This window comes from Cellulosimicrobium sp. Marseille-Q4280, from assembly GCF_943181405.1.
Classification (GTDB): domain Bacteria; phylum Actinomycetota; class Actinomycetes; order Actinomycetales; family Cellulomonadaceae; genus Cellulosimicrobium.
On record NZ_CALPBY010000006.1, the window covers coordinates 410897 to 429042 of the forward strand.

An 18146-nucleotide genomic window follows, 5' to 3' on the forward strand; every position below is an offset into this window, starting at 1 on the left:
GACCAGGAAGGACCACACGATGACGGAGCAGTCGACCGAGCAGGCAGCCGCAGGGGAGCCGGACCGGTTCAGCCCGCTGCACGACGAGCACGTCGCCCTCGGGGCGAGCCTCACGAGCTTCGGCGGGTGGCAGATGCCGCTGCGGTACACGTCGGACCTCGCCGAGCACCGCGCGGTGCGCGAGGCGGCCGGGTTGTTCGACCTCTCGCACATGGGCGAGATCCACGTCACCGGCCCGCAGGCCGCGGCGGCGCTCGACCACGCGCTCGTCGGTAACCTCACCGCGGTCGCGCCCGGGCGTGCCCGGTACACGATGATCTGCGCCGAGGACGGCTCGGTGCTCGACGACCTCGTCGTGTACCGCCTCGCCGCGGAGCAGTTCCTCGTCGTCGCGAACGCAGGCAACGCACCGCTCGTGGCACGCGAGCTCGTCGCGCGCGCCGAAGGCTTCGACGCGGTCGTGACGGACCGGGGGAGCGAGACGGCGCTCGTCGCGGTGCAGGGTCCGCGTGCCGAGGCGATCGTCGCCGGCCTCGTCGACGCGAGCGGTGCGACCGGTGGCCAGGACGATCCTGTACAGACGATCCCCTCGATGAAGTACTACGCGTCGGCGTCCGTCGCGCTGACCGTGGAGGACGGCACCGTCGACGCGCTCGTCGCCCGCACGGGGTACACGGGGGAGGACGGCTTCGAGCTGTTCGTCCCCGCCGACCGCGCGGCGGCGCTGTGGCGCACCCTCCTCGCCGCCGGCGTGCCGCACGGGCTCGTGCCGGCGGGGCTGTCCGCGCGCGACTCGCTCCGGCTCGAGGCCGGGATGCCGCTGTACGGGCACGAGCTCGACACGACGACGACGCCCTACGAGGCGGGGCTCGGGCGGGTCGTGAAGCTCGAGAAGGCGGACGTGACACGGTCCGACGGGTCCACGGTCCCGTTCGTCGGCCGGGACGCCCTCGCCGCGCGCAAGGTCTCGCCGCCGGCGCGCGTCCTCGTCGGTCTGAAGGGCCTCGGACGCCGGCCGGCGCGCGCCGGGTACGGCGTCGTGCTGCCCGCGGCCGGGGAAGAGCCGCGACGGATCGGCACCGTCACGTCGGGGGCGCCGTCGCCCACGCTCGGGTACCCCATCGCCATGGCGTACGTGAGCCCCGAGCTCGCGGCCGAGGGCACGGAGCTCGCGGTCGACGTCCGCGGGCGCGCCGAGCCCGTGGTGGTCGTGCCGCTCCCGTTCTACCGTCGTCCTCAGCAGTCCTGACCACCGTCGCCACCCGCCCGAAGGAGTCCCCATGACCGACGCCCAGTTCCCGTCGCACCTGCAGTACACCGCCGAGCACGAGTGGATCGACGGGTCCGAGCCGGCCGTCGTCGGCATCACCTCGACCGCCGCGGAGGCGCTCGGCGACATCGTCTACCTCGAGCTGCCCGAGGTCGGCGCCGAGGTCACGGCCGGCAGCGTCGTGGGCGAGGTCGAGTCCACGAAGTCGGTCTCGGAGCTCTTCTCGCCGGTGACGGGGACCGTCACCGAGGTCAACCAGGCCGCGATCGACGACCCGGCCGTCGTCAACTCCGACCCGTACACCGACGGTTGGCTCTTCAAGGTCGACGTCACCGCGACGGGCGACCTCCTCTCGGCGGACGCCTACGAGGCGCTCGTCGCCGGCTGACCGGCCACGACACCTGACGGGGCACCCCGGGCGAGTTCGCCCGGGGTGCCCCGTGCGTTCACCGGGAGGTGCCCTGTCGGAAAGGTCCGTGCCGGACCGTGGACGACGGCGTCCGGTCCGGCCCGAGCGGCCGGTCACGAGACGTCACGGCGAAAACCTTCACATGTCTCCCATGGCGTGAAAGTGTTCGCCATACGACGACAGGACCGACCGGAGGACCTCAGCGATGACGCTCGACACCGTGCCGAGACCGGCACCCGCCCACCGAACGGCCCGGGACCGGGCGACGCGGCTCGCCGGGGCGCTCGTCGCCGCCGGCCTGGTGACGACGGGCCTCGCGGTGCCGGCGTCGGCAGCCCCCGGCGGGGTGGCCGCGGGGACTCTCACCCGACCGGCACCCACCGCCGCGTGGCCGGCACCACGCGAGCTCGCGCTCGACGACGCGGGCGACGCCCTCGTCACCGACGTGGAGCAGCGGACGATCGCGCCGGGGCTCGAGCAGACGAGCTTCACGCGCCTCGGCCCGGACGGGTGGCTGAGCGGCGAGGTGCTCGTCGCCGAGCTCGGCTCGGACGACGTGCGCGTGGGGTACCTCGGCCCGGACGCGGTGGCCGGGAGCGCGACCGTCAGCGAGATGGCCGCGTCACGCGGCGCCGTCGCCGCGGTGAACGGCGACTTCTTCGACATCAACAGCTCCGGTGCGCCGCTGGGCACCGCCGTGGACGACGGCACCCTCCTGTCCTCGGCGGTGTCCGGTCGCGAGCGCTCCGCGGTCATCGGCTCCGACGGGCTCGGACGCCTGGCCGAGCTGTTCCTCGAGGGGAGCGTGAGCGTCGGTGCGGGGCAGACCGCGCACCCGGTCGCCGGCCTCAACGTCACGGCCGTCCAGGCGGGAGGGGTCGCCGTCTTCGACAGCGCGTGGGGTGCTCACACCCGCACGCGCGTCCTCGCGGCGGGGGAGCAGGGCGTCGAGGTGCTCGTGAGCCCCGACGGGACGGCGACCTCCGTCGGCACGCCCGGGAGCGGCCGGCTCGACGAGGGCGTGCGCGCCGTCGTCGCACGGCCGGGCGCGGCGGCGGACGCCCTCGCGACGGTCGCCCCCGGCGACCCGGTGACTCTCGAGTACGGCCTGCGCGCGGACGCGGGCGACGTCGCCGTCGCGGTCGGTGGCGACCAGGGCGACTGGCTCCTCGAGGACGGCGAGCCGACCTCCTGGGAGGGCGGGCACTCGCTGGTCCGGCACCCCCGCACGGCGATCGGCTTCAGCGAGGACGGCGCGACCGCCTACCTCGTGGTCGTCGACGGGCGCCAGTCGCACAGCACCGGCATGACGCTGCCCGAGCTCGGCGAGCTCCTGGGCCAGCTCGGCGCCGACGACGCGATCAACCTCGACGGCGGCGGGTCGAGCCAGATGAACGCGCGCCTGCCCGGCGACGCGTCGACGACGGTCCTCAACTCCCCGGCCGACGGCACCGAGCGCCGCGACGCGAACGGTCTCGGACTGTTCGTCGCGGGCGGCTCGGGCGTCGCGAGCGCCTTCGCCGTGGCCCCGGCGCTCACGGCCGACGACGCCGACCGGGTGTTCCCCGGGCTGCACCGGACGCTGACCGCCAGGGCGTACGACGAGGTCGGGTCGCCCGTCGAGGCCGGGCCGTCCGCCTGGGCGAGCACCGACGACGCGGTCGCGGACGCCACCGACGGCACGGTGACCGGCGTCGCACCGGGCACCGCCACCGTCACCGCCGTCGGTGGCCCCGACGGCACGGCGACCGGCAGCCAGGAGCTGCGGGTCCTCGGGCCGCTGGTCCGCGTGGCCGTCGACGAGCCGGTCGTCAGCCTCGCCGACGCCGGGTCGACCGCGACGCTCACCCTCACGGGGTACGACGCCGACGGGTACTCCGCCCCGATCGAGTCGCGCGACGTCGTCGTCAGCGGGGGAGAGGGCGTCGTCGCGCTCGAGCCGGGTACGTCCGGCACGTTCACGGTCCGCGGCACCGCGCCGTCGGGGGCCGCGACGCTCGACCTCGCCGTCGGGGAGCACCGGGCCCAGGTGGCGGTCGCCGTCTCCCTCGAGCAGGTTCCGGTGGCCGACTTCGCGGACGCCGCGACGTGGAAGGCCGCGAACGACCGTGCCCCCGGCGGCGGCGTCGCTCCCGCCGAGGGTCACGACGGCGCGCCCGGCCTGCGCCTCACCTACGACTTCACGCAGTCCACGGCGACGCGCGGCCAGTACGCCGTCGTCCCGGAGGCGACCCGCGAGATCGCGGGGCAGCCGCAGCGGCTGACGATGTGGGTCGACGGCGACGCGAGCGGCGCGTGGCTGCGCCTGCAGGTCCAGCAGGGCAACGGTGTGACGACGCAGCTCGACGGGCCGAACGTCTCGTGGGAGGGCTGGCAGCAGGCCACCTTCGCCGTCCCCGCAGGCGTCGACTTCCCGCTGCGCCTGCAGCGCGTGCGCGTGCTCGAGACGCGCGCGTCCGCGCAGTACGCGGGTGCGATGACGATCAGCGACCTGCGGGCGCACGTCCCGCCGGCCGTCGAGACGCCGCCGGCAGGCCGCGTCGAGGACGACGTCGTCGTCGCGGAGAACGCCACCGACGCGTCCCCGCTCCGCGTCGCCGTGATGTCCGACGCGCAGTTCGTCGCACGGTCGCCGGAGTCGGGGGCGGTGGAGGGCGCGCGCCGCACGCTCCGGGAGATCGTCGCGTCCCGGCCGGACGTGCTCGTCGTCAACGGCGACCTGGTCGACGAGGCGTCGCCCGCCGACTTCGACCTCGCGCGCGAGATCCTCGACGACGAGCTCGGCGGGACCGACCTGCCCTGGTACTACGTCCCCGGCAACCACGAGGTGATGGGCGGCTCGATCGACAACTTCGTCGACGAGTTCGGCGACACCACGCACCACCTCGACGTCGACGGCACACGCCTCGTGCTGCTCGACACCGCGGCCGGCACGCTCAACGCCGACCACGCCCAGCTCCGGATGCTGCGCGAGCAGCTCGACGCCGCGGTGACGGACGACGCGGTGACAGGCGTCGTCGTCGTGGCGCACCACCCCGTCGACGACCCGCTGCCCACGAAGGCGAGCCAGCTCGTCGACCGGCTCGAGGCGGACGTCGTGCGCGGCTGGCTCGAGGACTTCCGCGAGACGTCGGGCAAGTCGGTCGCGAGCGTCGGCTCGCACGTCGGCGTCTTCCACGCGAAGACCGAGGACGGCGTGCCGTACGTCGTCAACGGCAACTCCGGCAAGAGCCCCGCGAGCACGCCCGACGACGGTGGTTTCACGGGCTGGACGATGCTCGGGATCGACCCCGCACAGGGCCGGTGGTCCGATCCGTCCGGAGGGGTGCCCGAGGGACCGGGAGCCGGGTGGCTCGCCGTCGAGGTCAACGCTCGCGCGGACGCCGTGGAGGTCGCGGGTCCCGCCGAGCTGGCCGTCGGCGCGTCGGGTGCGGTGAGCGCGACCGTGAACCAGGACGACGACCGCGTGGTCCCGGTCGCCTGGCCCGTCTCGGCGGCCTGGGGCGGGACGGACGGCGTCTTCGTCGGTGCTGCGCAGGACGCGCCGCGCGGGACGGTGGTCGCGCTGGACCCGGTCTCCCACGAGGTCACGGCCGTCGCACCAGGACGGGCGACGCTGACGGTCGAGGTGAACGACGTCGTCGGGACGCTCGACGTGCTCGTCCCGGCCGGGAAGCCGGGGCAGGCGCGGATCGCCGACGACAACGGCTGGGACACGGGCCTGCGGGACGGCGACTACGCCGTCATGGTCGACCTGTGGTGGGGCGAGAACGCGACGACGCTGCGGCTGTACGAGGACGGCGAGCTGGTCAGCACGCAGCCGCTCGTCCACGGCGGCACGCGGGCGCAGCGGTTCGCCGTCCCGGTCACGGGCCGGACGAACGGTGCGTACACCTACACGTGCGAGCTCGAGAACGCCGTGGGGGTCACCCCGTGCGCCGGCGCGCACACCGTCCTGGTGGCGGACGCGAACCCCGGCACGCCGGACCTGTCGCACGACAACCACGACCGCGACGGCGACTACACCGTCACGGTGAACAAGTGGTGGGGCACGCAGGCCACCGGGTACGTGCTGTACGAGGGCGGGGTCGAGATCGACCGGCAGGAGCTCGTGCCGGGCGAGGGCGGGGCCGCGCAGGCGGCGTCGACCGTCCTCACGGGCAAGGCCCCCGGCCGCTACACCTACGTCGCCGTGCTGACCAACGCCGCGGGGGAGACACGGAGCAGGGAGGTCACCGTCACGGTGCGGTGACGCTCGTCCGCGCCGCGGGCGACCCGAGGTCGCCCGCGGCGCCGCGTCGGCGGCACCGTCAGTGGAACGTGGTGGCGTAGTACGACTGCTGGTCGACCGTCTCGACGGTGACGTCCTGGTTGCGCTCGAGGTGGCGCCGGAGGTTGTCCGCGAAGCGCAGGGAGTCGTCGTTGAAGCGCGAGACGTCGTACGCGCACACCACGCGGTGCTCGGCGAGGTGCGCGACCAGGGCATCGATCATGTCCATGAACGTCCGCGTCGCGCGACGGCCCGGGTGGGCGAGCGTGAAGCCGATGTACCAGACGGCACCGCGCGCCGCGTGCTCGGGGTAGCGCGCGGCGAAGAACTCGGGGCTGACCCAGGGCACGGCAGCGAGGTCGGTCGCGAGCGTCGTCATGCCCACCGCCTCGCCCTGACCGTCGTGCGCGAGGAGCTTCAGGACGCGCGGGTCCTCCATCTCCTCCACGAACTCCTCGTGGTGCAGCACGTGCCGCGCCGCGGCACGCGTCCGCAACGGCTCGAACGCCTCGAGGTACAGGCGCCAGAACCGCTCCGCGACGTCGTCCGTGACCGTGGTCTCGAACGTCACGTCAGCGCGCATCGCCGGCCTCCTCCCAGCCCGCCCGGCGGAACGTCGCCACGACGACGGCCGCCACCGGCAGCGTCTCGCAGGTGATGCCGACGAGGTGGCGACCGGCCTCGTGGTACGTCCCGCCGCGGGTGGCGGAGAGGTCCTCGAGGCTGTGCGTGAGGTCCGTCTCGACCTGCTCGTGCGACGGGCCCTCGTGCTCGACGAACAGCCCGGCGCCGCTCCCGTCGTCCCGCAGGGACCAGGCCACGCCTGCCCACGCCTCGTGCCCGGGGAGCTGCGCGTGGGCCTCCGCGTACACGCAGTACAGGGCGTCGCCGTGCGCTCCGACCAGCTGGTCGGCACCGGCGACCTCCAGCACCCGGCTGCCCGGCGGGACGACCGAGCTGAGACGCACGAGGTTGTAGTCGGCCACCCCGGCGGCCATGAGCGCGGCGTCGAAGGCGGCCAGGGTGGTCCGGCCGGTACCGGCGCCGGAGCTCACACGGATGGTCAGTGCGTCGGTCATGGGGTCCTCTGGGTCGGGGCCGGGGGGACGTCGACGTGGACACGGGGCGTGAGCCCCGAGGCGGCGTCGAGAAGGTCGAGCACGGGCCGGAGGATGGTCTCCGGTGCGGCCCGACCCTTGGTCAGGAACACGGTGGGGCCCGGGCCGAGGTCGGCACGCTCGTCGGAGCCCAGCTCGGAGCCGCTGTACACGACGACGGGCAGCCGGCGGAGCCTGCCGTCCCGACGGAGCGCCGCGACGAGGTCCTTGCCCGTGCCGTCGGGCAGGGCGAGGTCGAGCACGATGAGGTCGGGGTCGTCCGCGCGGGTCAGGGCGTCCCGGGCCTCGGCGACCGACGCCACCTGCGTCACGACGAGCCCACCGCTCTCGAGGACGGTGGCGAGCACGGTGCGCAGGTCGTCGTCGTCCTCCACGACGAGGACGCGGCCGTGGTGGGGACGCAGCCTGATGACGTCGTGCACCGTCTGCGCGAGCCGGGCCGGGTCGACCGGCTTGACGAGCCAGCCGTCCGCGAGCACTGCGACCTCGCGCGCCTCCGTCGGACGCGTCCCCGACACGACGACGACGGGCACGTCCGCGGTCGCGGCGGTGCGACGCAGCCGGCCGAGCACCTCGGTCCCGTCGGTGCCCGGCATGGCGAGGTCGAGGACGAGCGCGGCGGGGTGCTCCTCCTCGACGAGCGCGACCGCCTCGTCGCCGTCCGTCACCCCGACGACGTCGTACCCGCGCGCCTCGAGGACCTCGCGCAGGACGTCGACCACGTACGGGTCGTCGTCGACGACGACGACCCGCGGCGTCGGCAGCCCGAGGTCGTCTGCCGTGTCGCCCCGCATCGCACGACCGTCCGCCACCGTCCCCGAGCCCTCCGGGTCGGGGGGCCGGACCCGGGACGCCTGGCTCGCCACACGCGGGACGGTGAGACGAAAGCTGGAGCCCGTCCCCTCGCCGTCGCTCACGGCCCACATGCGACCGCTGTGACGCTCCACGATGCTGCGCGCGATCGCGAGGCCCAGCCCGGTCCCTCCGCGCTCCCGGGCGTCAGAGGCGTCGACCTGCTCGAACCGACGGAACACGGTCTCCAGCTTGTCCGGCGGGATGCCACGCCCCTCGTCGTCGACGCGCAGCTCGACCATCTCGCCGACCGCGACCGAGGACACGCGGACCGTCCCGCCGCCGGGGGAGAACTTCACCGCGTTGCTGAGGAGGTTCGTCAGGGTCTGGACGATGCGCTCCCCGTCGGCGTGCACCACCTCCGGCCCCGTGCCGGAGGTGTCGAGGAGGACACCCGCGTCGTGCGCGAGGATCGTGACCTGCTCGACCGCGGCGGCGACGAGCTCGTCCACCGGGTGGTCCGCCAGCTCGAGCGACGTCGTCCCGGCGTCCATGCGCTCGACGTCGAGGATGTCGTCGACGAGCCGGTTGAGGCGCTCGCTGCTGGCGAGGGCGATGTGGACCATGCGTGACGCCTGTGCCGGGTCCCCGTCGAGGATGCCGCTCTCGAGCAGGCCGAGCGCGCCGCGGATGGACGTGAGGGGCGTACGGAGCTCGTGGCTGACGACCGAGACGAACTCGTCCTTGATGCGTTCGACCTCGCGTCGCTCCGCGACGTCGCGGAAGACGACCACCGCGCCCCGGATCGTCCCGTCGTCGCGCAGCGGGCTGGCGGTCACCTCGACCGGGACGTCCTTGCCGTCCAGGCGGCGGTACACGTCCAGCTCAGCCGTGGCCGTGACGCCGTCACGCACGGCCTCCGTGATGTAGCAGCGCTCGACCGGGTACGCCGTGCCGTCCTCGGCAGGTGCGTGGAACGTCGTGTGGGCCTCGCGCCCCACGAGGTCCGCGGCCGACGCCCCGAGCGTGCGTGCTCCGGCGGCGTTGACGAACGTGACCCGGCCGGACGCGTCGACGCCGTAGATGCCGTCCGCGACCGACTCGAGCGTGCGCTCGCGCTCGCTCGCGAGCGAGCGAAGCTGCGCCGTGCGCTCCTCCACGCGTCGCTCGAGCCCGTGCCGGAGCGACTCGTTGTCCACGACCACGAGGATCTGGCGCGCGACCACGGCCACGAGCACCGCGACCCACAGGACGTTGGCGATCGCCGGGATCGTGTCGTCCGCCTGGGCGACGCGGACGAGCGCCGCGGCGAGGAAGAGGAGGAAGGTCACTGCCGTGCCGAGGACGGCCGAACCCTCGGCGCGCCGGTCGGCGACCGGGCTTCCCGACGCCGCGGGATGCCGTGCGGCGAGGGCGATGGCGAGGTAGCCGCCCACCCATGCCACGTCGACGGGGCTGCCGAACGCGAACTCGCCGCCCGCAGAGAGGAGGGCGAACGCGACGTCCGCGACGGCGTAGAGGACGAAGCCGCTGCCCACGAGCACCAACGGCACGCGCTCGGACGCGCTCGAACGGGTCATGACGAGCACGGCGAGGGTGGCGAGCAGCGCGTCGACGACCGGGAGGGCGTACGCCGTGACGGAGGGCGCGGTCCGCCACGACTCGCCCTCGAGCACGACCGCGAACACCGCGATGTAGAGGACCGACCCGCCCACGACCACGCTGTCGAACAGCATGCGGACGATCTCCTGCCCGCGGGGGCGCACCGTCGGGAACAGCGCGAGGCCGACGATCCCCAGGCAGAGGGCTGCGATGTAGGCGACGTCCCCGGTCGTCGGGTCGCCGACGACCGCCGCGTAGACGTTGCCGAGCAGACCCACCACGCCGCCGAGGGAGAGGAGGCCCCAGGCCCGGCGTCGGCGTCCCGTCGACCGCGACGCGCGCCAGCCGCAGCTCACTGCGGCGACCACCCCGGCCGCGGCGATCGAGGCGCGGGAGATCTCCTCGCGCACCGCCTGGTCGAGCGGGCTGGCGAGCAGCACCACGAGGCCGAGCACCCCGACGCCCGCCACCCAGGACCAGCGGACGAAGCTCTCCCAGGCTCGCGCCGCCGCGCGCTGCCCCTCCTGCATGCGACGAGCGTAGGTGAAGGGTGACGTGCTCGCCGTCCGGCGGCGACCGGCGCCGCGCTGGGTTACGGTCGATCGGGCGGCGACGAGCGAGCGGACGGGGACGGCACAGGTGGTAGCAGGGGGCCGACGCGTGGTGGTCATCGACGACGACGCGTCCATCCGCGAGGTCGCGGCGCTCGCGCTCACCGCGGTCGGCGGGCACGAGGTGCACACCGCCGGCGACGGTGCGGAGGGGATGGCGGTCGCGCGCGAGGTCCGCCCGGACGTGATCCTCCTCGACGTGATGATGCCGACGGTCGACGGCCCGGCGGTGCTCGCCCGGATTCGGGCGGACGACCGGCTGCGCGACGTGCCGGTCGTGTTCCTCACGGCGAAGGTCGGCACGCAGGACATCTCCCGGCTCGACGGGCTCGGCGCAGCGGCCGTCCTCACGAAGCCGTTCGATCCCCTGACCCTTCCCGACCGGCTCGCCGAGGTCCTCGGGTGGGCGCGTTGACGCCTGGCGACCGGCCCGACCCCGCCCCGGGGTTCGACGACGCGCTCGCCCTGCTCTCCGACCGCGCCCGGCAGCGCAACGCCGCGCGCGCGGCCCGGCTGCTCGAGCTGCTCGACGCGGGAGGGGCCCCGGAACCCGGCGCCCGCGCCGAGGCCGTGCAGCTCTGCCACGCGCTCGCGGGCTCGGCCGGGACGTTCGGCGACGAGGCGCTCACGGACGCCGCCCGGCACCTGGAGGACGTGCTCCGCGCGGAGGACGACTCCCGGACACCCGACGCCCTGGAGCGCCTGCGCAGGGCCGCCCGGCCCGGTGGCGCGGGAAACTGAGCAAATCCTGAGCATCCGTTGGGCTTCGGGGCGCAGGTCCTTGAGGTAGCTCGGGGAGCGTGGGTCCTGCCTCGGGGGACCGCCCCGACGGTCCACGAGGGGGAGACTCATGTTCCACACCAGCACGCACCCGGCCCCAGCGCTCGACGGGCGCCCCGGCGACGAGACCGGCGCCGTCCGGCCGCAGGTCCCGACGCCGACCTACCTGTCGTCGGGCCCGCGCCCGACGGTCGACGCCGCGATGGCGGCGCTCAGCGACGTGCTCGAGCGGACGCTCCAGGAGGACCTCGCACAGGGGATGGTCCCGACCGTCGAGCACCTTGCGGTCGACGTCGTGACCGAGGACCGGCACGTCGGGGGCTCCCACGTCGCCGTCGCTCTCGTCCTTCTGTCCTTCCGCCGCGCGGCCTGACCTGCGACGACGCATGTCGGCGGCCCTGCGCGGCCGCCCTGGGAGAGACCTCAGGACGAACGTCCTGAACGAAGGGTGAAAACACGCGTCATGAACATGACCTTCGCCCGTCTCTTCCAGTAGCACCACACCGGATCCGTCAGGGGTGTTGGCGTGACCGGAAAAAATCTGGAGGAGAACATGAGCACCATCGAGCTGGTCCGCCCGTCGGCGTTCCCGCTGGCTGCCTCGCCGCAGCCCATCGCACCGCTGACCCGCCGCGAGCGCGTCGTCCTGTCGAACCTGTCCGAGGACGTGACCCTCGAGCAGATCGCCACCAAGCTCTTCGTCACCCGCAACACCGTCAAGTCGCAGGTGCGCAGCCTCTACCGCAAGCTCGGCGTCTCGACGCGTGCGGAGGCCGTGGCCTGGGCCCGCGCCGCCGGCCTGCGCTGAGGCGAGGTCGTGCGTCACGTGCGTGCCACCGGCACGACACGCCGACGTGCGACACTCCGCCTATGACACTGCGCAGACTCGTCGTGGCGGCGGCGATCGTCGACGACCTCGCCGCGCCGCGCCTGCTCCTGGCTGCGCGCCGGTCACGCCCGGCGCATCTCGCGGGACGGTGGGAGTTCCCCGGCGGCAAGGTCGACCCGGGGGAGACGCCCGAGGAGGCGCTGCACCGTGAGCTCCGCGAGGAGCTCGGCGTGCGTGTGGAGCTCGGTGACGAGGTCGTCGGGCCGGAGCACGGGACCTGGGTCATCACGGACCGCCACGTCATGCGGCTGTGGTTCGCGCGCGTCGTCGACGGCGAACCGGAGCCGCTCGTCGAGCACGACGACCTCGCCTGGCTCGAGCCGGGGGAGTGGCACGCCGTGGAGTGGCTCGACGGCGACGTGCCCATCGTCGAGGAGCTCACGCGACAGGTCGCGTCGGAAGCCGTCTGACCCAGCGATCGACCTCCCGCCTCGAGCGCAGCCGGACGAGCGCGACGTGCGGGGCGTCCCGGGCCACGCGCTCGGGAAGGTCGCGGTACTTGTGCCGCGTGACCCACGCCCAGCGGACGATGTTCTCCTCGGGCGGCTGGAGGACGGAGCGCCAGAGGGGCGGCTCCACATTGCCGTTCCACAGCACCTCGCGTCGGACCGAGCGTCGTACCGTCCGGCCGAGCACCTGACGCATCGTCGCGCTCGTCGGCAGGTCCAGCCAGACGAGGAGCTCGACCCGGGCGAGGATCAGCGGTCGCGCCGTGGAGTACTGCCACTCGGTGACGAACGTGTCCTGCGCGAGGAGTGCGCGGACGTCGTCGAGAAACTCGGGCCGCGGGACCCAGCCGGGCCCGTGGTAGAGCCCGTCGATGTCGGTGTGCGGCACGCCGAGCCGCTGCGAGAGCCGGCCCGCGAGCGTCGTCTTGCCCGACCCGGACACCCCGGCCACGGTGATCCGGCGCGGTGCGTGGCCGAGGTGCGCGACGACGTCGTCGTCCGGTCCGAGAAGAGGCACCCGCGGAAACTACCCCACCCGCCGAGTGCTGGGTATGTGTCGTCACGGTGGGCTCTCGACGACAGATACCCAGCACTCGGCGGCAGGTGGGTCAGCCGACCGGCTGGACCCAGGGCGACGGCGCCGGGGGAGCGACGACCGGCGGGCGGTCGGTGCAGCTCGGTGCGCTCGGCACGAACCGGCCGAGCCAGTTCACGGTCCCGGTCTCCCACGGGCTGAGCGACGTGCCGTCGTTCCCGCCGAGGTCGGTCAGCGTGAACTCGGTGCCGCCCGCCGGGAAGTTGAACGACCCGCAGTTGTTCACGCCCGCCCAGCCGACGTTGCGCGCGTCGACGTTCTCGAACGACGCGCCGCCCCGGACGCGGGCGCTGACCACGGACGTCCCCGTCCCGTCCACCCGCACGTCCTCGAAGGCCACGCCCTCGATCGCGACCTGGTCCTTCACGCCCCAGTCGGACACGAGCATGATCGCGTTGTAGGTGCTGTCGAGGTAGTGGTCGCCGGTCACGCGGACGTCCGCGTCGATGTCGCGGTCGAGCGCGTAGAACCAGATCGCGCCGAGCCCCACGTTCCAGTTGAGCTCGTACGTCCCGGCGCGCACCGCGGTGTTGTCGGTGAAGTCGAGGGTGCCCGTGAACGGTTCCGCGCCGAAGCGTGACCCGACGTGGAGCCCGCTGCCCTCGCGCACCGGGTCGGCGACGAGGTTGGCCCGCACGGTGTTGTCCGTGCCCCCGTAGACCGCGATGCCGTTCGCGAGGGTGTTCGACTGGACCGTGTTGCGCTCGAGCACGTTGCCCGTGTTCGAGAGCTTCTCGGACCACATGGCGAGGCCGTCGTCCCCGGTGTTCCGGATGAAGTTGCCCCGGACGACGGAGTCGGTCACGCCGCCGTGGAAGTTGAGCGCGTCGGCGATCTGGTCCACGACCACGTTCTCCTCGACGACGAGGTTCTCCATCGGCCCGTCGAACCACAGCCCGACCTTGGTGTGCTGGATGTACAGCCCGGAGACCGACGAGTCGCTCAGCGCGCCGCCGACCCCGTTGACCTGGTCGGTGTCGATCCGTTCGCGCACGTCACCGACGATCGCGAAGTCGCGCAGGTGCACGTCGCGGCTGCCCCCCTCGTCCGCGTACCGCCCGTAGAACCCGACGCCCGTGTGCACGGACCCGTCCTCGGCCGGCTCGTCCAGCGCGACCTCGCTGCCGCGGAAGACGGTGTACCAGCTCCCGGCGCCCTGGATCGTCACGTCGTCGACCACCACGTGCCGGTTCACCCGGTAGACGCCCGGCGGGACGTAAACCTCGAGGTCGCGCTTCTTCGCCCACGCGATCGTCCGGTCGAGCGCGTCGGCGGAGTCGCGGCGGCCCGTGGGGTCGGCGCCGAAGAGCAGCGCGTTGGCCGCGCGGAGACGGATCGTCGGGGGAGCGACCTTCTCCGAGTCGAGCAGGTCGATCACCGTCCAGGCAGCGTTGCTGCCGGCGGGCATCGTGAGCCGGATCGTCTCGCCGGCCTTCGCCGTCCGACCGAGCAGCAGGCGCTGCTCGTCGTAGAACTTCATGGGCCGGAACGGGGTGTCGAACGTCGGGACGGGCGTCGTCTGCGACGGGACGCACGCGCACTCCGTGACCCACCAGTCGGGCTGCAGGAGGCCGGCGGTCGGGTCGTTCGTGAACGGGTACTGGTTGTACAGGTAGGAGTACTCGGACGTGAGCGTCATGCGGCGGTCGACGCCGACCTTCTTCCCCTGGCGCAGCACCGAGACGTCGAGCGGTGCGCGGATCCCCCCGCCCTCGGGCGCGTCCGGGAGCGCGTAGCGCACGGTGATCCCGTTCGCGGCGGCGGGCAGCGTGAACTCGACGTGCTGGCCCGCGGTGAGCCGGACCGCCGACCGCCCGGACGCCTCGGCCTCGATCGTGTAGGCGTCGCGCCCCGGGCCGATCACGGTGCCCGTCGTCACGGCGTTCTCGGCCTCCTGCTCGACGAACGGCACGTCCGCGCCGCGTCCCTCGACGAGGGCGGGGTCGAGGGCGGCGCGCGTCACCGGGGTCGGGGCAGGCGGGTGGGCCGCGCCTGGGCGAGCGCCGCCGACGCGGTGCCGGCCACGAGCGTGAGCGCGACGGCCGCTGCGGCCGCCGCCGTCGCGAGGTGGCCGCGCCGAGCGCGAGCCGCGTGTGCCGAGCGAGGTGCGGGTCCTGCGCGGCGAGAGGGTGCGTTGCCGGGGTGGAAGATGCTGCGAATCATCGTCGATCCGTCTCTGTCGGGAGGCGCGGCCTCCGTGCTGCCCGGCGGGCGTGCTGGCCCGCCCGGTCGGCGCGTGGTCGCACCACCGCGCACCGTCGTCGAGCAGACCCTAGGCCGGTCCGGCAGTCGACACAAGAGGAGTTGCGACGAGTTTTCATCACGATGTCGACTTCTTGCACTTCTGTCGCCGCGATGGCGACAGGGGCACCACTCGTCGTCCGTCGCCGGTCCCGACCTTCGCCGGTGACGACCGTGCCTCGGGGGGCGGACTGCCGACCGGACCGTTCCCCGCGCGGGCCCACGTCCTGGACAGTACGTTCACCGCGTGACCCGCTTCGGTGCGATGCTGCGCGCACGACTGCGCGACGCGGGGGACCGGGTGCCCCCGTGGGTGTCCGCCCTCCTCGGGACCGTGTGCGTGATCGTCGGTGCGGTCGTGGTGCTGCGGCCGTTCGCATCGCTCGCCCTGCTCGTCGTCGCGGTCGTGGTGGGGTCCGTCGTGCTCGGCGTCGCGGAGCTCGTCGGCGACCGACCCACGACGGGCGAGGTCGCGGCCTCGGCCTCGAGGTGGTCGCCCGTGCTGCGCGTCGCGCGTGCGCTCACATTCCTGGCTCTCGCCGCCGCCGTCGCCCTGTGGCCGGGTCCGTCCCTGCTCGTCGTCACGATCCTGGTCGGGATCGGGCTCGTCGTCTCGGGCGCGCTCGACGTCCTCGAGGGGATGCTCGCGCGGGGCACCGAGCGGTGGACGCTCGTCCTGCTGGGTGTCGCGAGCGCCGTCCTCGGCCTGCTCGCGCTCGCCTGGCCGGACGTGACCGTGCTCGTCGTCGCGGTCGGCCTGGGCGTCCGCCTCGTCCTCCTCGGGGTACGCCTCGCCGTCAGCGGTGTCCGGCGCTCGCGGGAGGGCGGCGCCGAGCGCGAGGGCGACGTCGTCGCGGTGCCTGGTGGGTCGCACCGTGCCGGTCTCGCCGGGGCGATCGTGGCGGTCGTTCTCGCGACAGGCCTCGCCGGCGTGAGCGTCGCGGTCCAGAGCGGCGCACCACACCCGGACGCGTTCTACGACCCCCCGGCCGACGTCCCGTCCGAGCCCGGTCGGCTCCTGCGCGCCGAGCCGTTCTCGCGCGCCGTCCCCGACGGCTCCACCGCGTGGCGCGTGCTCTACACGACCACGCGCGACGAGGACGAGCCCGCGCTCTCGAGCGCGATCGTCGTGCTCCCCGACCTGCCCGACGACGCAGCCCCGCCCCCCGTCGTCGCCTGGGCGCACGGGACGACCGGCTTCGCGCGGGGCTGCGCGCCGTCGGTCCTCGACGAGCCGTTCGAGTCCGGGGCGTTCTACCTGCTCGACGAGGTGCTCGCGCGCGGCTGGGCGCTCGTCGCGCCCGACTACACGGGGCTCGGGACGGACTCCCCCCACCCGTACCTGATCGGTGAGGGGGAAGGGCGGTCGGTCCTGGACGCCGTCCGCGCGGCGCGCGGCCTCGACGGCGTGGCGCTTGGCGAGCAGACAGTGGTCTGGGGGCACTCGCAGGGCGGGCACGCCGCCCTGTGGACGGGACAGGTCGCGCCGGAGTACGCCGCCGACGTGCCCCTGGCAGGTGTCGCCGCGCTCGCCCCCGCGAGCGACCTGCCCGCGCTCGTCGAGCACCTCGAGGCGGTGCCGGGCGGCAGCATCTTCGCCTCGTACGTGGTGGAGGCGTACGCCGCCGCCTACCCGGAGGCGGACCCGTACGACGTCGTCCGGCCCGGCGCGCGGATCGTGGTGCACGAGATGGCGACGCGATGCCTCGCGGAGCCGGGCGCGCTCGTCTCCCTCGCGGAGACGCTCGCCATGGACCAGCCCTTGTGGACGGGCGACCCCACGACCGGCGCGTTCGGGGAGCGTCTCGCGGAGAACGTCCCGACCGGACGCGTCGCGGCACCGGTGCTCGTCGCCCAGGGAGCGGACGACACGCTCGTCGTGCCGGGCATGCAGGACGCGTACGTCGGCACGCGGTGCGCTCAGGGCCAGCCCGTGGACTACCGGCGGTACGACGGCGCCGACCACGTGGGTCTGGTCGAGGCGGGTTCGCCGCTCGTCCCGGACCTGCTGCGCTGGACGGAGGACCGCCTCGCCGGTACCGCGCCGACGCCGACGTGCGGCGTGGGGTGAGCGCTCGGTCAGCCCTCGGACGACTCGGCGTCCGGCCGGGCTGCGTCGGACGCGCCCCCGCCGGACCTGGCCGCGTCCGACCGGGCGCGGAGCAGGCTCGCCACGTCCGCGAGCGCGCTGCCGACCGGACGCGGCGCGCGGTCAGGACGGAGGTACCTCTCGTCGTCGGGCACGGCGCGGACCTCGCGGTCCTCGTCACCGACCCCCTGCGGCGGTTCGTCGACCGCGCGGGCGACCGGACCGCCGTCGGGCACGGCGCGGGAGCGCCACGCCAGCGTGGCCGCGACGAGCCGCCGGTAGACACCCGCGTCGAGCGGGTCGCGCAACCACGCGTCCGCCGCCTCGGCGACGTGCTGCGCGAGCCGCGCCCCCACGTCCGTCACGTCCGTACCTCCTGCTCCGGCCCGGGTCGGTCCCGGGTCCCATCCTCACCCGTGGGGTGCCGACGTGCTTGCGAGCGCGCGACCGGCGTCGGACCGTGAGGTCGGAGGTGGTCACCGTGGCCGAGGGACGTCCCCGGATCGCCCAGGTCGTGCTCGACACGACGGACGCACGGGCGCTCGCGGAGTTCTACCGCGAGCTGTTCGGGCTCGAGTACCGGACGGGCGACGACCCGCCACCGCCCGGCGAGCCCGACCCGGCGGGCGCCGACTGGCTCGTGCTGCGGGCGGCGCCGGGCGGCGTCCAGCTCGCTTTCCAGCAGGTCGAGACGCTCGCCCCGTCGACGTGGCCCGACGCGGACATACCGCAGCAGCTCCACCTCGACTGCACGGTGCCCGACGTCGCCGAGCTCGACCGCCAGCACGAGCGCGCCCTCGCGCTCGGCGCGCGGCTCCTGCGCGACCGCTCGCACGACCCCGACGAGCCGCTGCGTGTCTACGCGGACCTCGCAGGTCATCCGTTCTGCCTGTTCGTCGGCTGAACGCTCCGGCGCCGTCCGGTCGGGGACGGTCTACGCGGACTTCTCGCGGGGGGTGCGGGTGCGGGTGGTGGCGCGCGGCACGATGGTCGGGTTGACGTTGTCCAGCACGACCTCGCGGGTGATCACG

General features: G+C 74.1%; 17 protein-coding genes. 10 read left to right on the top strand and 7 right to left on the bottom strand.

Features of this window, described 5'->3' with window-relative positions; translation table 11 throughout:
• The first annotated feature begins 19 nt into the window (after positions 1–19).
• The 3 genes from gcvT to NFS20_RS17235 all read left to right on the top strand — a co-directional run bounded on the left by gcvT (position 20) and on the right by NFS20_RS17235 (position 5931).
• Entirely contained in the window at positions 20–1249 is a 1230-nt protein-coding gene (gene gcvT, locus NFS20_RS17225) for a glycine cleavage system aminomethyltransferase GcvT (protein WP_251153014.1), read from the top strand.
• Positions 1250–1280: 31 nt separating this feature from the next.
• Positions 1281–1658 (top strand): glycine cleavage system protein GcvH, encoded by a 378-nt coding sequence (gcvH, locus tag NFS20_RS17230; protein ID WP_251153015.1) that lies wholly within the window; start codon positions 1281–1283, stop codon positions 1656–1658.
• 226 nt (positions 1659–1884) lie between these two features.
• Positions 1885–5931: a phosphodiester glycosidase family protein gene (locus NFS20_RS17235; protein ID WP_251153016.1), complete on the top strand. Its 4047-nt coding sequence runs from the start codon at positions 1885–1887 to the stop codon at positions 5929–5931.
• A 58-nt stretch (positions 5932–5989) separates the two neighbouring features.
• Here the strand turns inward: NFS20_RS17235 and NFS20_RS17240 are convergent, their stop codons facing one another.
• The 3 genes from NFS20_RS17240 to NFS20_RS17250 are packed head-to-tail and all read right to left on the bottom strand — an operon-like array spanning position 5990 to position 9991.
• A complete protein-coding gene (locus NFS20_RS17240) occupies positions 5990–6532 on the bottom strand; it encodes a hypothetical protein (RefSeq protein ID WP_251153017.1) in 543 nt (180 codons plus the stop codon).
• Positions 6522–7028, bottom strand: coding sequence for a pyruvoyl-dependent arginine decarboxylase (locus tag NFS20_RS17245; protein ID WP_251153018.1), 507 nt, complete (start codon positions 7026–7028; stop codon positions 6522–6524). Before NFS20_RS17245 ends, NFS20_RS17240 begins: the two co-directional genes overlap by 11 nt.
• Positions 7025–9991: a response regulator gene (locus NFS20_RS17250; protein ID WP_251153019.1), complete on the bottom strand. Its 2967-nt coding sequence runs from the start codon at positions 9989–9991 to the stop codon at positions 7025–7027. Before NFS20_RS17250 ends, NFS20_RS17245 begins: the two co-directional genes overlap by 4 nt.
• A 130-nt stretch (positions 9992–10121) precedes the next feature.
• Between NFS20_RS17250 and NFS20_RS17255 the strand changes: the two genes are divergently transcribed.
• From NFS20_RS17255 to NFS20_RS17275, 5 genes are all read left to right on the top strand, one after another.
• Positions 10122–10487 carry a response regulator gene (locus tag NFS20_RS17255; RefSeq protein ID WP_251153020.1) on the top strand — a complete coding sequence of 122 codons (366 nt, stop codon included), beginning with the start codon at positions 10122–10124 and terminating at the stop codon, positions 10485–10487.
• Positions 10475–10813 (top strand): Hpt domain-containing protein, encoded by a 339-nt coding sequence (locus tag NFS20_RS17260; protein ID WP_251153021.1) that lies wholly within the window; start codon positions 10475–10477, stop codon positions 10811–10813. The genes NFS20_RS17255 and NFS20_RS17260 overlap by 13 nt, the downstream gene beginning before the upstream one ends.
• A gap of 109 nt (positions 10814–10922) precedes the next feature.
• Complete coding sequence (locus NFS20_RS17265; RefSeq protein WP_251153022.1) at positions 10923–11225, top strand: hypothetical protein; 303 nt, start codon at positions 10923–10925, stop codon at positions 11223–11225.
• Between the two features lie 180 nt (positions 11226–11405).
• The gene (locus NFS20_RS17270; RefSeq protein WP_251153023.1) at positions 11406–11660 is read left to right on the top strand and encodes a helix-turn-helix domain-containing protein; all 255 of its coding nucleotides are present in this window, start codon (positions 11406–11408) and stop codon (positions 11658–11660) included.
• 62 nt (positions 11661–11722) lie between these two features.
• Complete coding sequence (locus NFS20_RS17275) at positions 11723–12151, top strand: (deoxy)nucleoside triphosphate pyrophosphohydrolase (protein ID WP_251153024.1); 429 nt, start codon at positions 11723–11725, stop codon at positions 12149–12151.
• Here NFS20_RS17275 and NFS20_RS17280 read toward each other — a convergent pair.
• From NFS20_RS17280 to NFS20_RS17290, 3 genes are all read right to left on the bottom strand, one after another.
• Positions 12120–12707, bottom strand: coding sequence for a P-loop NTPase family protein (locus NFS20_RS17280; protein WP_251153025.1), 588 nt, complete (start codon positions 12705–12707; stop codon positions 12120–12122). The genes NFS20_RS17275 and NFS20_RS17280 overlap by 32 nt on opposite strands.
• 91 nt (positions 12708–12798) lie before the next feature.
• A complete protein-coding gene (locus NFS20_RS17285) occupies positions 12799–14748 on the bottom strand; it encodes a glycosyl hydrolase family 28-related protein (RefSeq protein WP_251153026.1) in 1950 nt (649 codons plus the stop codon).
• The gene (locus tag NFS20_RS17290) at positions 14745–14948 is read right to left on the bottom strand and encodes a hypothetical protein (protein ID WP_251153027.1); all 204 of its coding nucleotides are present in this window, start codon (positions 14946–14948) and stop codon (positions 14745–14747) included. The genes NFS20_RS17285 and NFS20_RS17290 overlap by 4 nt, the downstream gene beginning before the upstream one ends.
• Before the next feature lie 325 nt (positions 14949–15273).
• Here NFS20_RS17290 and NFS20_RS17295 point away from each other — a divergent pair, with 325 nt between their 5' ends.
• Positions 15274–17097, top strand: a complete 1824-nt coding sequence (locus NFS20_RS17295; protein ID WP_251153028.1) for a lipase family protein — start codon at positions 15274–15276, stop codon at positions 17095–17097.
• 8 nt (positions 17098–17105) lie between these two features.
• On the opposite strand, the gene NFS20_RS17300 is transcribed toward NFS20_RS17295, so the two are convergent.
• Entirely contained in the window at positions 17106–17480 is a 375-nt protein-coding gene (locus NFS20_RS17300; RefSeq protein WP_251153029.1) for a hypothetical protein, read from the bottom strand.
• 116 nt (positions 17481–17596) lie between these two features.
• Between NFS20_RS17300 and NFS20_RS17305 the strand changes: the two genes are divergently transcribed.
• Positions 17597–18019 (top strand): VOC family protein, encoded by a 423-nt coding sequence (locus tag NFS20_RS17305; protein ID WP_251153030.1) that lies wholly within the window; start codon positions 17597–17599, stop codon positions 18017–18019.
• Positions 18020–18146 lie beyond the last annotated feature (127 nt).